Source organism: Leptolyngbya sp. CCY15150 (assembly GCF_016888135.1).
In the GTDB taxonomy this organism is placed as follows: domain Bacteria; phylum Cyanobacteriota; class Cyanobacteriia; order RECH01; family RECH01; genus RECH01.
This window is the reverse complement of record NZ_JACSWB010000157.1, coordinates 156581-171286: the sequence shown is the minus strand read 5'-3', so window position 1 is coordinate 171286 and position 14706 is coordinate 156581. Positions and strand designations below refer to the sequence as shown.

The following is a 14706-nucleotide window of genomic DNA, read 5'->3' as shown; positions in this document are numbered from 1 at the left end:
TATGCCGTTATCATCAATGCCGCCGTCGATTCTAGAGCGATCGCAGCGGCTACAGCAATTGCGCGATCGCCTGCGATTGGGACAGCGCTGTCTGGCAGATTGGCAGGGTGGCCCGTTGGCGGTCTCAGCGGTGCCGGGGTCTGGCAAGTCTACAGGCATGGCGATCGCGACGGCCCTGCTCCTAGGGCATCGCCATCAGCAGCGCCAGCAGGCGATTCTGGAGAATCCAGAGGTGGTGCTACCGCCAGAAGGGCAAGTGGTGTTGGTCACCTTTACGCGATCGGCGGCGGCCAACCTTAAGGTGAAAATTCGTCAGTACCTGCAGGAGTTGGCGTTGCCAGCTCAGGGATTTGTGGTGCATACCTTGCATGGTCTAGCCCTGAGTATTGCCAACCGTCATCCCAATCTTTCAGGACTGAATCTGGATCAAACCACACTGATTTCCCCCAACCAGCATCACCGCCTGCTGCAGGTGACGGTTGAACAATGGATTGCTGCCCATCCCCAACTGTATCAGCAACTTTTAGAAGGACGGCAGTTTGATGGCGAAGAAACAGAACGTCTGCGACGGCAGTCGGTGTTGCGCACCGAAGCGCTACCTGAATTAGCCCAAACCTTGATTCATGAGGCCAAAAGTTCTGGACTATCCCCGGCAGATCTTGCTCAGGTGAGTACCTTGGCTCAGGGAGGCTCCGAACCAGGTGAGTATGACCTGTTGGCGATCGCAGCGGGACTGTATGAACACTATCAAACCAGTTTGCGATCGCGCTATCTGATTGACTACGATGACATGATTTTGGCAGCCCTGGCGGTGCTGGATGACCCCACGGCACGATCGCTCTGGCAATCTCAGATTTTTGCCGTATTTGAAGACGAGGCCCAGGATTCATCACCGTTGCAAACCCGGCTTTTGAATGTCCTAGCCGCCCGCCCCGAGGCCATGTCGCCCCAGGTGAATCTCGTGCGGGTGGGTGATCCAAACCAGGCGATCAATTCCACCTTTACGCCGGCTGATCCGATCTTTTTCCGACAGTTTTGTCAAGATTGCGATCGCCAAGGACGCCTGTTCGTGATGGATCAAGCCGGACGCAGTACGCCTCAAGTGATGAAAGCAGCCAATGCTGTGTTGACTTGGGCCAATCAATACCTTGTGCCGCTTGGGTCGGTCTCTGACCTGGATCGCCCGTTTCAGTTTCAGCTCATCCGTCCCGTGGATGCCGATGATCCGCAAGCCAATGCCAATCCCATGCCCCTGGGTCAGGGACTAGAACTGTGTCAGCCCCGCCATCCCGAGGAAACGGTAGCCCTGATCGCCCAGCGGGTGGCGGAGCTAGCCGCAGCAACGCCTAACCTCAGTTTTGCCGTGCTGGTGCGAGACCATCGCCAGGGACGCTTCCTAGGGCAGCGGTTGGCCCATCCCGAAAACTATGGGTTAACCACCCACCTGGAAGACTACGGCATCTCCCTCTACGACGTAGGACAGCAGGAACGCCAATCCCATGTGCCGCAAGACGTGCTGGCGCTGCTGCAGTTCATCGATCGCCCCCATTCCCCCGATCGCCTCAAGGCCGCGCTGAAGATTTTGACGGAGCGCCAATGTATTCCCAACCAAGATTTGAATGCGATCGCCAGCTTTCCTGAGCAATTTCTCTACCCTGGCCCCCTCGATCCACCGCAAGCTGAACCGGTGCGCCAGGCCCGCCGCTACTGTACCGGGTTGCTGCGAGCCCGCTTGGAGCTACCCCAGCATCAGATCATTCCGTTTTTGGCCCTCACCCTGGGGTACAGTCAGAGCGAACTGGCCACCGCCGATAAACTGGCCGAACGCCTAGCGCAGCAAACGATGGGTCACCTATCCCTAGGTGCGATCTTGGGTGCCCTCACCGATATCGTCAGCGCCGAGCGATTTGAGCCCGTGGACACGGAAGATGCCGACTCTCGCTATACCCGGTCGGGGCAATTGACCATTATGACCATGCACAAAGCCAAGGGACTAGATTGGGACGTGGTGTTTCTGCCCTTCCTCCATGCTGACCTACTGCCTGGCTCTCTACGGGTGATGCCACAAACTCAATTTCTGGGAGACTTTACCCTAGCGGAGGTGGCCCGCACCCAACTGCGCGCCCACCTCCATCAAGACACGGCTCTACCCACCATCCAAGCAGCCTGGAAACGAGCGATCGCCCTCAAGCCAGCAGAAGACTACCGATTGCTCTACGTGGCCATGACCCGCGCCAAGCGTCTGTTGTGGATGTCGGCGGCTGAGCAAGCTCCCTACAGTTGGAGCAATGTTGATAATCTTAATGCCAAGGAACCCTGTCCAGCCTTAACAATGTTGCAGCACAACTTTCCTGAAGCCGTTGTTCCCTGCGTCTTGAAGTCCTGATTGACGAACCCATTTTCTCCCCTTCTCCCCCACGAGAAGCCAGAAAGGTGCAGGTGTTTTCAAAGCCCCTCTACCGCCCTGGAAGAGGGGTTTGGGGTGAGGGTCTTTGAGGTTGGTCAGTCAACCAGCTTGGAGGTTCAGTAGGCCTCAATCAACGGCTACGAACATTCCCATAAAAAACTCTGCTGATCCGAACCTCATCTCAGCAGAGTTAACTTCATTCAAACTATTGGCCTCTTAGGAGTTAGCCGTTTGAGCTGCTAGTAGGCTCTTGAGCTTCTCTAGTTCACTAGCCCAACGTGGATCAGGCTGAGCGGCCGTTGTCGCGGTCTCAGGAGTGTCACCAGCACGGCGGGGCTTAGCACCCTTGGGAGCACGGCGGCTAGGGGCTGAACCTTCAGCTTCATCAGCTTTGGCTTTGGCCCGAGGCAGCGCTTTCTCAATTTTGAGGGTGGTTTCTTTGAATTCGTAGCCGTTAAATTTTTCGATAATTTGGTCGGCCAATTCATCATCCTTGACGGTCACAAACCCAAATCCACGGCACTTCCCGGTCTTGCGATCGGTGATGAGTTTCATTGAGGCGGCTTCCCCGTATTCTGCAAAGACGTCTTCAAACTCTTGCTTTTCGACTTCTTTGGGCAAATTACCAATGTATAAACGAACAGACATAAATACCTCCAGGTTCAGATATGACGGTGCTTTCTCAAATCAACTGTGTCAACGTTGTTGTGGCCTTCAACGCTCACCGACACCAAAACTTAATGTGGATTGTGATCAATACTTTCTATCCAGGTTTTACCGTTGCTGCTCCCTCGGATAATGGATGTGTGTCGATAGCTCGAGGTTGATGACGTACAGCATTCTCAATTTCAACAAACAACCGGTATCGAATCAACTTAGTCTAGATGCTCTCAACGGTAACCGAGGGTACCGGCGAAATTAGAGCAATGAGGGGGGCAGGTGGGCTGTGCCATTCATTAAGGTATCACGGCAGTTCGTCCAAGGATGATGCAGATTCAAAAAACCGTGGTGCGATCGCTCCATGTACCTTCTTGACGTTCTACAGACTTATGGTTCTACAGACTTACGTATGTTGCAGTTCACTCTGTAGAGCCTACGGAGTCATAGACTCAGACAGTCACCAAGACAACCTAAATCATTACCTCAACGGCTTGGATGATCGAGGGGGATGGCTACAAACTCCCGTAAAGAACCGTAACACTAACACCGGAGATCATGCAACCTGCAGACAGCGGACTTCTGTCCTATCAACGGGTGTAGGCATCCTTGGGGACTTTAGTGCTATTCAACTGTTCAGACCTTTAGCCAATACCCCGGATAATGATCCAAATTCCTAGGAAGGCAATGGCAAAGGCTGCCAGGGTAGACCAAATGGGATGACCGCTCTTGATGCTGGAACGGCCCTGGATTTGCAGGCGATCGACATCGATCCATGGGGTGGCTCCCCGTCGAAACCATCCGGTAATCGTCACAATATTTTGGATGGCGCGGTGGGGGCAGCCTGTGGCACCTAAGGGGGAGAGGTAATGTAGCTTGATCAATCCACTCTCAGTTTGTAGCAGCAAATCTTGCTCGCAGGCATTGCTCCAGCCCGGTCGTCCCAGCAATTTACCGTAGAGCTGGACGGGATGACCGGTTAATGGCAACGGGGGAGCGGTGGTGAGTAGGTCAGGCAAGGGCGGGTTGATGGCAGAGTTTTGGCGGGTGATATCGGGAAACATGGGATTAACCCGCAGGATGAGACCGATGGCGCAGCCTATGCATCCCAGTCCATACATCAGCGGGCGATCGCCCCAGAGCCAGATCAGGGGATCCCAGCGCATCCAGTCAGCAACTAAACCCAGGCCCCATAGGGCTAAAGCTAGCATCACGCCGATGGGTAACCCCACAAAGGGAGCAGCCTGCCGCAGCAGGGCAGAGAGTCTGAGCGTAGGCGCAACCGGGGAGGGCAGACTACATTCTGGGCTAAGCTGCCAGCGCTGGGCACAGCGGCTGAGGAAGAGGAGGCGATCGCCTAGGGGTGGGTGGGTGTTGTTGACCGACAGCCAGCGGCGGTGGGGATTTTGCACCTCCCAGGTGAGGATAGACTCAAGGGTGCTGAGATTCGAGGCTCCACTGAGGCTGAGGGCGCTGCGGTAGCTGATGGGCATGAGCAGATCCATACTCTCCAGCCCATGGGGCGTATGGGTCTGATGCTGAATATCCTGGGCCATGCCTAGGCTCATTTTCAGCAATGCTCGGCTCAGGGCATTGGGATTCCCCGTTTCGTTGGCAGCTAGGCGATCGCTGAGCTGGATGCGATAGCGTGAGAGCCACAGGCTTGGGTAGCGCAACAGTCGGTACAACCCATAGCCGATGAAGGACAAGAACACGAAGGGTAAGTTCACCACGGGAATCGCTAGGCGATCGCCCCAGACGGCGCATTTCCAATAGAGCAGGTAGGGCAATTGGATGATGACGGCCAACAGCGTCATCAAGGGGTTGGTGCGCTGCAGGATGTGAGCCATGTTGCTAGCGACGAGACTCGCGAGTTCTTCGTCTGCAAACTGATCTAGGGCTCCTTGGCTGATCACCAAATGATGGGTGTAGGGCAGATGTCCATAGGCTAAGGTGATGGGCGCTGTAGCGGGCAACCACAGCATGTGGGGACGCGGGCAGCGCTCTCGATTACACAATCGTTTGACCAAGCGCAGGGATTCTGGACTGGATTGTTCGAGCTGTTCGTTCGAGAGCGATCGCGCTCCGTAGTTCCAGCGCAGCATACCGGTCATGACCCAAGGAGCGATCGCCCACAGCAGCAGCACAATCGGCACCACCCACCAGAGAAAGCCTGTGGAGGGAAATCCATAGCGCTGTTGATAAAGAAGAGTTGTGACCAGATTACGGAGGGAATGGGCGATGATGACGATGCCTTGCAGCAGCCCCCGCAGAACTAAGACAAGGGCGATCGCAGTTAGCCCTTGAATCATCCAGGTTTCCACCCATTGCCCTTTATCGGGTAAGAGAGCGTTCCACTTTTGGGCTCGACCGCCGTTGCGCCAAGCGAAACCATGCTCCTCTGGGGGGCGATCGCTCTCTGGCGGCAGTTCAAGCTCGGCGGGATAGGCCGCGATCTCATCCGACGACCCAGACTCGGTGGGAAATGGGGGTGTTTGGGGCGCAGGAGAACTGGACGGTGCAGGTTCTACCTCGCTGATCTGACTGGGTTGAATCTGGGTGGAGGTGGATTGAATCTGGGTACCTCCCCCGGCGGGCCATTCCACCCGCTGGCGCTGGGTGGCGCTAGCTGGCGCAGCAAGAGGCATAAACCCGGTTGCATCCGGTACCTGAGGCGTAGGTGCTGGGGAGGCTGGTGGCGGATCGGGAGCCGGGGCAACCTCGGCTGGCGGGGGTGGCTGGGCAGCGCGGAGTTCGAGCTGACTGAGCGCCTGCTGGCTCCATTGCTTAATGCGTTCACTGGAATGCTGACAGAGGGGCTTACAGAGAGCGATCGCTAGTTTTAGATCACCGGTTTTTTCATAGGCCTTAATCAAGCCCATCTGCGCCTTGAGATGGGTGGCTTCATCCAGGGCACTTTGGCACACCGCTTCTAGGTGGGCGATCGCCTTCTTATAGTGACCTTGCTTGAGGGCGGCTAATCCCGTTTGCAGAGACGCTGTGGGCGGCGGCACGAGGTCATCATCGGCAGACTGAAAAAATTGATTGACCGGCGATCGGTCGGAGGCATCAGGGGAATGGGTCATGGCGGGTGCTCTATCGTCCAAGTCCGTTCACAGGCAAGCTGCACGGCCGAGTGGGAGTTGCTTTAGGATGCCCTGATCAGGGGTGATTGATAGCAGAGCGTAATGTTTATCCATGCAGACCAACCTGATGATGAGCGATCGCTGAACGTGATGGGGTAGACCTAGCCAAGGAGCCAATCCACTGGCTGTAGGGCTGAGGATCAAAAGGCGATGGCAGTCCCAGAGTCTTGCTGCCTGAGTCGATGAATTGGGCGAGAATCTAAGCCGGGACTCACGTCAGCTTCCAGGGAAGATGGGGAATGTTGAACGTTATCGTCGCCTTCAGCACCGCTCATTATAGCAATCTGGCTTCGTCCTACCATCCGAGGCGACAGGTGGCCTTTAAGGCGATGACGGCCAGCTTTCATCGACGGTATCGAGCACCTCATCGAGGTCTGCACCGCCCACATAATCAACCATACCGCTCCAGAAGGTGCCGGTGCCCACTGCCCCTGGCATCAGGTCAGATGCATCAAATCGCACAATCTCGGCATTGGCCAACATCTCAGCCTGCTGCTGAGTGACGGTATCTTGGTAGGCGGTTGGCGACACTTGCCGGTGCGGCGAGACATAGTTTTCGAGGCGCACCCAGGTTTCATGGGGAGTGGGGGTGAGCAAGTAGTCCATCACGGCCCGGGCGGCTGGGGTATCGTTCAACATGCCAAAGGCGGTACCGGCGACCAAAACCGGCTGCCCAATGGCTGGATCAATCTCTGGCAGCGGGAATATGGCGACATCATCGCCAACGACGACATCCGGGGGAAAAAACGTCGAGATGAAGTTGGTTTGACGATGCAGGTAGCAGCCTGGTGGGTCGTCAAACATGGGCAAGGGCGAATCGCCAAAGGGGGTGCTGAGGATGCCCACCGGGCCGCCCAGAACGTAGTCAGGATTGAGGGCGATCGCTCCAAATCGCTCAAAGGCATCGCGTACGGGGGGCGAATTAAAGGGAATCTCATGGGCCACCCACTGGTCGTAGACCTCGGGGCCCGCCGACCGCAGCAGGATATCTTCCACCCAGTCGGTGCCCACCCAGCCGCTGGCCGCCCCGCTCTCCATGCCCAAGCACCAAGGTACGTTGCCATCTGCGGCGATCGCTGCCGTGAGATCCATCATCTCGTCCCAGGTGGTGGGAATCTCGTAGCCCGCAGCGGCAAACACATCGGGGCGATACCACACCAGGCTTTTGACATCGGCCCTTGCCCATAGGCCATACACCTGTCCATCCACCCGTCCTAGCTCCAGCCAGTTGGGATCATAGGCGGCAGCTAGGGCATCGGCATCCAGGAACGGATCCAACGGCACTAGGGCCCCCTCGCGGGCCAGGTCAGCCATCAAGCCCGGCTGGGGAAAAAGGGCTAGATCGGGAGGATTGCCCCCCGCCACCTGCACCGGCAGCAGGGTAGCAAAGGAGGCATCGCCCACGTAGTTGACTTGGATGCCTGTGGCCTCGGTGAAGGGTTCAAACACCTGCTGGATCACCGTGGCACCGTCGCCGGTAATTGACCCTAGGATGGTCACGGTGTTGGGGTCTGGGGAGGATGGATTGGGATTGCAGGCCGTGAGCCCGATGATCGGTAGAGCGATCGCTCCCCTACCTACGGCCATCCATCGTTGCATCCATAGCTGCCGAATCATGCGCCCTCCTGGGTTCCATGCTCCAAATGCCCATCCCAACGCTTGATCGGGACGCATTGAATATCCAGCTGGTCTAACACCCGCGCCACGACAAAATCTACTAAATCGTTCACCGTTTGTGGGTTGTGGTACCAGGCGGGAATGGCCGGCACAATCTTCGCCCCCGCCTCTGCCAGGGTGGTGAGATTGCGCAGGTGAATCAGGCTGAAGGGGGTTTCCCGAGGCACGATCACCAACGGACGTCCTTCCTTGAGTTGCACATCCGCCGCCCGCTCTAGCAAGTCGGAACTGAGGCCCGTAGCGATTTTGGCCACCGTACTCATGCTGCAGGGCATGACAATCATCCCTTGGGTACGAAAGGAACCGCTGGCAATGTTGGCTCCCACATCGCCCCAGGGATGGCAATGGAGTTTACCGCCCGTTTCCACGCCAGCCTGCTGTCGCCAGAACTGCTCCTGCTGGGCGGATTCTAGGGGCATACGAATCGATTGTTCAGCCTGCCAGACCATATAAGTAGACTTGGAAGCGACCAGCTCGACAGCATAGTCAGCTTCCAGCAAAAACTTGATGGCCCGGATGGCATAGATGAGACCCGACGCCCCCGTGATGCCCAGAATCAGGGGGCGAGATAGTGGCGAATTAGATGAAGACACGCGATCGCTCAACGATAGACGATAAGCGGTGAGCCCGAGGGCAGATGGTCTGCCCTAAAACTCCCCTTAGCTATCGTAACGATCCTCTCCATCGCCGTCACCCACATCCAGGTCATCGGTCTGATCGATATCGTCCTCGTCTAGGTCATCCACGTCATCATCAAGGGCTTCACTACCGCCCCCTACCGCGACTAGGTCAATCTGCTGGCGATAATAATCCACACTCTTCACCTGCACTTCCACGCGATCGCCTAGACGATATTGGCGGCGGTTCTTACGCCCCACCAGCTTTTGCTGCCGAGAGCGATACTCGTACCAGTCATCTTTCAGGGAGCTGACATGCACCAGCCCTTCCACCAAGAGTTCTTCAATTTCCACAAAGAACCCGTAGGACTGCACGCCGGTAATCAAGCCGTGGAAAGTTTCGCCGGTATGCTGCTGCATAAACTCGGCTTTCTTCAGCCCTTCCAGATCCGCCTCAGCATCCTGAGATAGCTTTTCCTGCTCACTCAGGTACATGACGACGGAGGTGAAATGCTCCTCCAGCTCCGCGTGCATTTCTGGAGGAATCACGTTCCAGTTCACCTTGCCATGGCTGGAGCTATGGCGTAGGTCTACCCGATCCTTCGCGCGGGTGGAGCGGCGATCGCGCCCATGCTCAAACATGGTGTGCAGAACCCGATGCACCAGCAAATCTGGATAGCGGCGCATGGGAGAGGTGAAGTGGGTATAGCCCTGCTCAATGGCCAGACCAAAGTGGGGGCCAGGATGGGTGCTGTAGGTGGCAGGCCGCAGGGTAGACAGCAGGAGATAGGTCAACACCTTTTCGGCCTTGGAGTTGGCAAACTGCTGGGTGAGATGTTGATATTGGCGAGGATGCACCTCTTCTTCCTGATCCAAATCCGTTTCAATGCCCATATTGCTCACCAGCTTGAGCAATTCCTGCACCTCGTTAGGGTCAGGGGTGCGGTGAACGCGGTAGACGCCCGGCAACTGCAGCGCCTGGAGGTGTGATGCCACGGCTTGGTTGGCCAGCAGCATAAACTCAGTCACCAGCGATCGCGACGGCAGCAGCGATGAAACCACCATGGCTCCTAGAGCCCCTTCATCGTCATACTGAAACTTGGGCGAGAGGTATTCCCCGAGGTCGGAATGCATTTCATGGGGAATGATCTTTTCCGGTAGATTCAGCTCAAACGCTCCACGGGCATGGCGCTGGGTCTGCACCACTTGGCTGAGGGTAAAGAGTTGATCCAGCAGTTCAAACACCGACGCGTAGGGCTGCACTTCCTCTAGGCTGGGCAGCGGATAGGGAGAGGTTTCGTCGCTGGGGGGAGCATCGGTTTGGTTGCGATGGAGAATGGTTTCCACCTGCTGGTAGTCCAGTTGGTGATCCACCTGAATCAACGTGGGTTGAAGTTCAAACTCCACCAAGTTGCCATCGCCATCCATGGTAAGCAACACAGAGATAGCTAAGCGATCCTGACCTGGAGCCAGGGCACAGCACTGGTGCAGCTTTTCAGGCAGCATGGGCAACACCGTCTCTCCTAGATAGATGGAGGTACCGCGTCGCTGAGCTTCCACATCCAAGGGAGAGCCAAAGGGAATGTAGTGTGAAACATCGGCAATATGAACCCCCACCCGCCAGCAAAGATCATCACCTTTTTTCTTGGGAGGCAGGGCTTCTAGGGTCAACGCATCATCCACAACCATAGGATGATCTGGATTTTTAGACCCCACAATCGAAACCGTTGGCAGATGGCGTAGATCCATCCGCCCCTTCAGATCAGATTTCCGCAGCTTAGTGGGCAAGGCCTTAGCAGCTTGCAGTACGTCCTCGGAAAAGATCCGGGGCAGATCATACTTGCAGCAAACGATATCAATATCCGAAGCCGCTTCCGCATCACTACCCAAAATTTGCGCCACTCGGCCCAGAGGACGGTTTTGCCCCAGGGGGTAGCGGACAATGCCCACGTGAACCAGTTGATCCACAGCTTCTTCTAAGCGTTTGCCGTCTGGATCATCACGACCGGGCTGCAGCTCTAGTTCAAACAGCAAGCGATCGTCTAGGGGCACCGCTCGATATTCATCGCCCACCTTTTTGACGCGGGCTAACACCGAATTATTGGCCCGTTCCAGAATCAGCCGGACTTCTCCCTCAGGACTGCGCCGCCGACTGCCTTCCTTGGTGACTCGCACCAAGACGCGATCGCCATTCCAAGCTGTATTGAGCTGACTCTCGCGCACATAGATATCGTCTGCCCCCTCCGAATCTTGGATGGCAAAACAAAATCCCTTACTGGAGCATCGCAGCTTGCCCTCCACCACATCATTTTCTGAGACCCGGCGATAGCGCCCCCGATCCTTCGTCAGGATGCCGATGCGCTCTAGGGCATCTAGGGCAATTTGCAGCCTGCGCAGACTGGTATCGTCCTCACAGCTAAGTTTTTTCTCTAGTACCTTAGGTGCAACCAGTTTATCGTCAGAAAAGTTGGTGAGAAGCGTTGCGATCGTGAATTCCATGTGGCGGCTAATCCTTTGTCTGTATTGTTCTAAGCTCGTTCAGGGAGTAGTTGACCTCAACGATTCAGCGATGTAGCGGTGAATCTTGGCCCTAGTCTTGGCAATGGGCGAACCTCAGCAGATGTGAGCCATCGTAGACATCATGACAGCTTGCGATCGCTGAGAAGCGGAGTTGCATCAACTCCATACCCTGGAACTACCGCGCCGACTATCCCTTAGCCGTTGGCGTTGCTGGCTGAGAGGATAGCGAGTTGGCAGGTGTCATCTGGCGTCATCCTGAGCCGCCATCACGGGGGCAGCAAGCAGAGAGATTGATTCCATTGAAAACCAACATGGGCTGGTGCCAACCCAACTGAGCCATCGTTACCTGAAGGATTGACGCTGATCCACCGCATCATCTGAACCTCATGCTGTTCCTGAGTCAGTTGGGGTTTAGACATGGGCAAAGTTGCGTTCAGCACGACGACATGAACGACCCTCTCTGCAAAAGGCTTGCCCCTTAGCTAACGCTCGTCGTTGATCTGGATAGGCTGCTGATCGGGCGACAGACCTGTAAAGTTCTGCATGAATAGCACGATTAGCCTGCATCCAATTAGCTTGCGTCAAAGGGACAAGATTTCAGCCTGCGAAGACTGCTTGCGCCAACTACTTGGGCTGAGCGATCGCCGCTTTGATAGGGTGGAACCGTCAACCTAATGATTCCTCAAGCACGACAACCCAAAGATAGTCAATCATAACTTCATCGCCGGGAACCGTCTACTTATCGTTAAGTACATCATATTTATAATTTCTTCATGAACGGCACCCCTGTCAAATTCCGGGACTCCCGCTTGGGCAGATGGGGGTGAGGTAGAAGATCCTTTCCCTTGCCATTCTTAGGGATATGCCTTCTTAGGAAATCGGGTGCTGGCGTAGGGCCGGGATGAGGAATTGCGTCAGGGTAAAGGCATCGACCCCTCGGGTGGTGCGCTGGGCGGCGGCGAGGCAGCCTGCTTGAGCATGCCACCAAGCGGCGGTGGCGATCGCTCTCAAAACAGGCTCTGCCGCAGGCGCAGTTTGAGATAAAATCCCCCCGGCTAGGCCCGTCAACACGTCACCGCTGCCCCCTCGGGCTAGGGCTGGAGTACTTTCAGGATTGATCCATACCTGTTGATCGCTGGCGATCGCCACCCTGGCCCCCTTGAGGAGGACGATGGCTCCGCTGTCCTGGGCCGCTTGCCGCACCACCGAGAGGCGATCGCTCATCTGATCCGTCAGGTGGGGAAAGAGGCGCTTAAACTCACCGGGATGGGGCGTGAGAATGGTGGGTTGCGATCGCGATCGCAGGCTAGAGACCAGCTTTAGCTCGGCCAGACCATTCAGCCCATCGGCATCGAGCAACAAGGGACAGGGAGCCGCTAGGATCGTTTCAAGCACCGCTTGGGCACCTCGGCTTAATCCTGGGCCACAGGCAATGGCATCGTAGCGGCGCAGATCCAGGTTAGAGGGTAGGTGAGCGATCGCCCCCGTATCGTCCTCAGGGCAGGGAATCACCAAGGCTTCCGGTACTTGGTTGACGATCAAGACCCGCAGGGAGGCCGGAACCGCGATCGATACCATACCCGCCCCGCTGGCCCTGGCTCCCAGAGCGGTTAACAGAGCTGCCCCTGGATAGGTTTGCGAGCCGGCCACCAGAAGCACATGCCCCTGTTCATATTTGTGAGTGGTGATCACCGGAGCAGGCAGGGCAGCGATCGCGGTTGCCACAGTAACGCGTCGCAAAGAGGGTGCTGATCCCACCACGGCCTGGATATCAGCCTGGGGCAGGTCAAAATCCAGCCACTCCACCTGACCCAGATAGTTCAGCGCCCCATCTTGCAGACAGGCCGCCTTCCAGAGACCTAAACAAAGGGTATGGGTGGCGCGCAGGGCCGTACCCAGAACAGCGCCGGTGTCGGTATGCAGGCCCGAGGGTAGGTCGATGCTGACCACGGGCTTTTTCCAGGTATTGATCTGGTCAACCAGGGTGGCGATCGCTCCCTCTAGGGGACGGGTGAGCCCAAAGCCAAACAGGCCATCAATGAGCACATGGCAAGCCTGGAGATCCTCGAAGCGATCGCTGCCTGGAATCCCCAGCGCCTCAGCATAGCGGCGATGGGCCGCGGTCAAGTCTTTGCAGCGGGAAAAGGGGCAGTGTAGCAGTACCGTGTAGCCGCGCAGCCACAGCTCCCGCGCCACCACCAACGCATCCCCGCCATTGTGCCCTGGGCCGACCAAGACGCCCACCCGTCGTCCTTCGCCTAGGGGATAGAGCGCCTGAATCCGTTGGGCAATCAGACCGGCAACCTTCTCCATCAGCGCCGCCACGGGCATCCCGGCATCAAACAGCCGGGTTTCAATAGCGGCCATCTGATCGGCGGTCACCACCACCGATTGCACCCAAGAGCGATCGCTCCTAGTTTCCTTGGAGGGATAAGTCATGGGTGTTTCCTCACGGCAACAAGGGGAATATGGGGATCGAAGCTCTGAGACTAGATCGACAGCAGCTACCGCCGATAATAGACCCTCGCATCCATTCCAAAGTCTCGGAAATATCGACTCCAGCGAGACGCGGCACTGCGACCCACATAGGGACCGACGAGAACATGGGGCCCGAGGGGAGAGGTGCGCTCATCCACCACATCGGCAATGCCAATGCCGCTACCCAAACGAATCACCTGGTTAGCGATCGATTCCACCTCACCCGATCGCCCTGGAATAACCACGTAGTAGGAACTACCTACAACAGCGGTAGTTTGCGCCTGAGCAACCGTCTGCGGAGCAGCGGGGCGACCAAATTCGACTTCGCGGGGGGTGATCGTGGCTGGCAGCATCTCGGGTTCACCCACGGGCGATCGCCCGGTCGCCACACTCACCATTTGGGTGGGCGGGCTGACCGCAATCGTTGCAGGCGGGGCAGCATTGGCCGGACTCACCGCCGCAGTGGGTACAGCAACCACCTCGGCACCAATACCTTGGGCGACTAAGCTTTCGGCCTGCCGTTGGGCAACGAGGACGTTATCGAAGACCCCAGCTTGGATCATCTGCTGCCCTTGAAAGGTTTGTAGCTCCGCAGCAGAGTCAATCCGGCGCACTTGGTCGAGCAATAGTGGACTATCGCCATTGATCAGCACGACATAGCGATTATCTAGAGCGCTGGGCTGGGCTGGAGCGGTCTGCCGAGGCGTGGTGGGCACCGAAACGGTGGGAGCGCTAGGGGCTGGAGCGGCAACCGGCGGCGGCGGCGGCAGTCCATCCACAACCTGCTGGGCGATGTAGTAGGGATCGGATGCGTTGGTATACCGCTCTCCGTCCTCTAAGGGAAGAGCGATCGCACTGAATCCCCAGCTCGCCATACAGCCCAGCACCGTGACTCCCCAGCCTAAAGACCATCGCCTAGACCTTGGGACAGTGGTGATGCGAACGGGGACGTCGCTTTCCGGCATTGACCGACATAATCCATAACCCATCGCGCAATTGCTCCCTTGCACTGATGACATCAAGCATTGATCCTACGCTACCGGCTAGGGCGCGATCGCTCAACCTAACGTAGAAATTTGCAGCAAGTCTAGCATGGCATTTCCCAGATAGGACGCGCCTTCCCATGGGATTTTTGAGGGATTCTCTGGAGGGGCGATCGAACCGCGTCCTGAATGCTAGCCTAGTAACAGGATGTAACAATCCT

8 protein-coding genes are annotated in these 14706 nt (G+C 56.9%); 1 reads left to right on the top strand and 7 read right to left on the bottom strand.

Features of this window, described 5'->3' with window-relative positions:
• Nucleotide 1 precedes the first annotated feature (1 nt).
• Nucleotides 2–2386: an ATP-dependent helicase gene (locus JUJ53_RS08375; protein ID WP_239124879.1), complete on the top strand. Its 2385-nt coding sequence runs from the start codon at nucleotides 2–4 to the stop codon at nucleotides 2384–2386.
• Between the two features lie 237 nt (nucleotides 2387–2623).
• Here JUJ53_RS08375 and JUJ53_RS08370 read toward each other — a convergent pair whose 3' ends face one another.
• The 7 genes from JUJ53_RS08370 to JUJ53_RS08340 all read right to left on the bottom strand — a co-directional run bounded on the left by JUJ53_RS08370 (nucleotide 2624) and on the right by JUJ53_RS08340 (nucleotide 14467).
• The gene (locus JUJ53_RS08370) at nucleotides 2624–3055 is read right to left on the bottom strand and encodes an RNA-binding protein (protein WP_204151538.1); all 432 of its coding nucleotides are present in this window, start codon (nucleotides 3053–3055) and stop codon (nucleotides 2624–2626) included.
• Between the two features lie 653 nt (nucleotides 3056–3708).
• A complete protein-coding gene (locus JUJ53_RS08365; protein WP_204151537.1) occupies nucleotides 3709–6150 on the bottom strand; it encodes a M48 family metalloprotease in 2442 nt (813 codons plus the stop codon).
• 381 nt (nucleotides 6151–6531) lie between these two features.
• Nucleotides 6532–7827, bottom strand: a complete 1296-nt coding sequence (locus JUJ53_RS08360) for an ABC transporter substrate-binding protein (protein ID WP_239124878.1) — start codon at nucleotides 7825–7827, stop codon at nucleotides 6532–6534.
• Nucleotides 7824–8480: a flavin prenyltransferase UbiX gene (locus tag JUJ53_RS08355; RefSeq protein ID WP_204151536.1), complete on the bottom strand. Its 657-nt coding sequence runs from the start codon at nucleotides 8478–8480 to the stop codon at nucleotides 7824–7826. The genes JUJ53_RS08360 and JUJ53_RS08355 overlap by 4 nt, the downstream gene beginning before the upstream one ends.
• A gap of 66 nt (nucleotides 8481–8546) precedes the next feature.
• The gene (locus tag JUJ53_RS08350) at nucleotides 8547–11003 is read right to left on the bottom strand and encodes a ribonuclease R family protein (RefSeq protein ID WP_204151535.1); all 2457 of its coding nucleotides are present in this window, start codon (nucleotides 11001–11003) and stop codon (nucleotides 8547–8549) included.
• Between the two features lie 891 nt (nucleotides 11004–11894).
• Nucleotides 11895–13463 carry an NAD(P)H-hydrate dehydratase gene (locus JUJ53_RS08345; RefSeq protein WP_204151534.1) on the bottom strand — a complete coding sequence of 523 codons (1569 nt, stop codon included), beginning with the start codon at nucleotides 13461–13463 and terminating at the stop codon, nucleotides 11895–11897.
• Between the two features lie 65 nt (nucleotides 13464–13528).
• Entirely contained in the window at nucleotides 13529–14467 is a 939-nt protein-coding gene (locus JUJ53_RS08340; RefSeq protein WP_204151533.1) for a hypothetical protein, read from the bottom strand.
• Nucleotides 14468–14706: the final 239 nt, after the last annotated feature.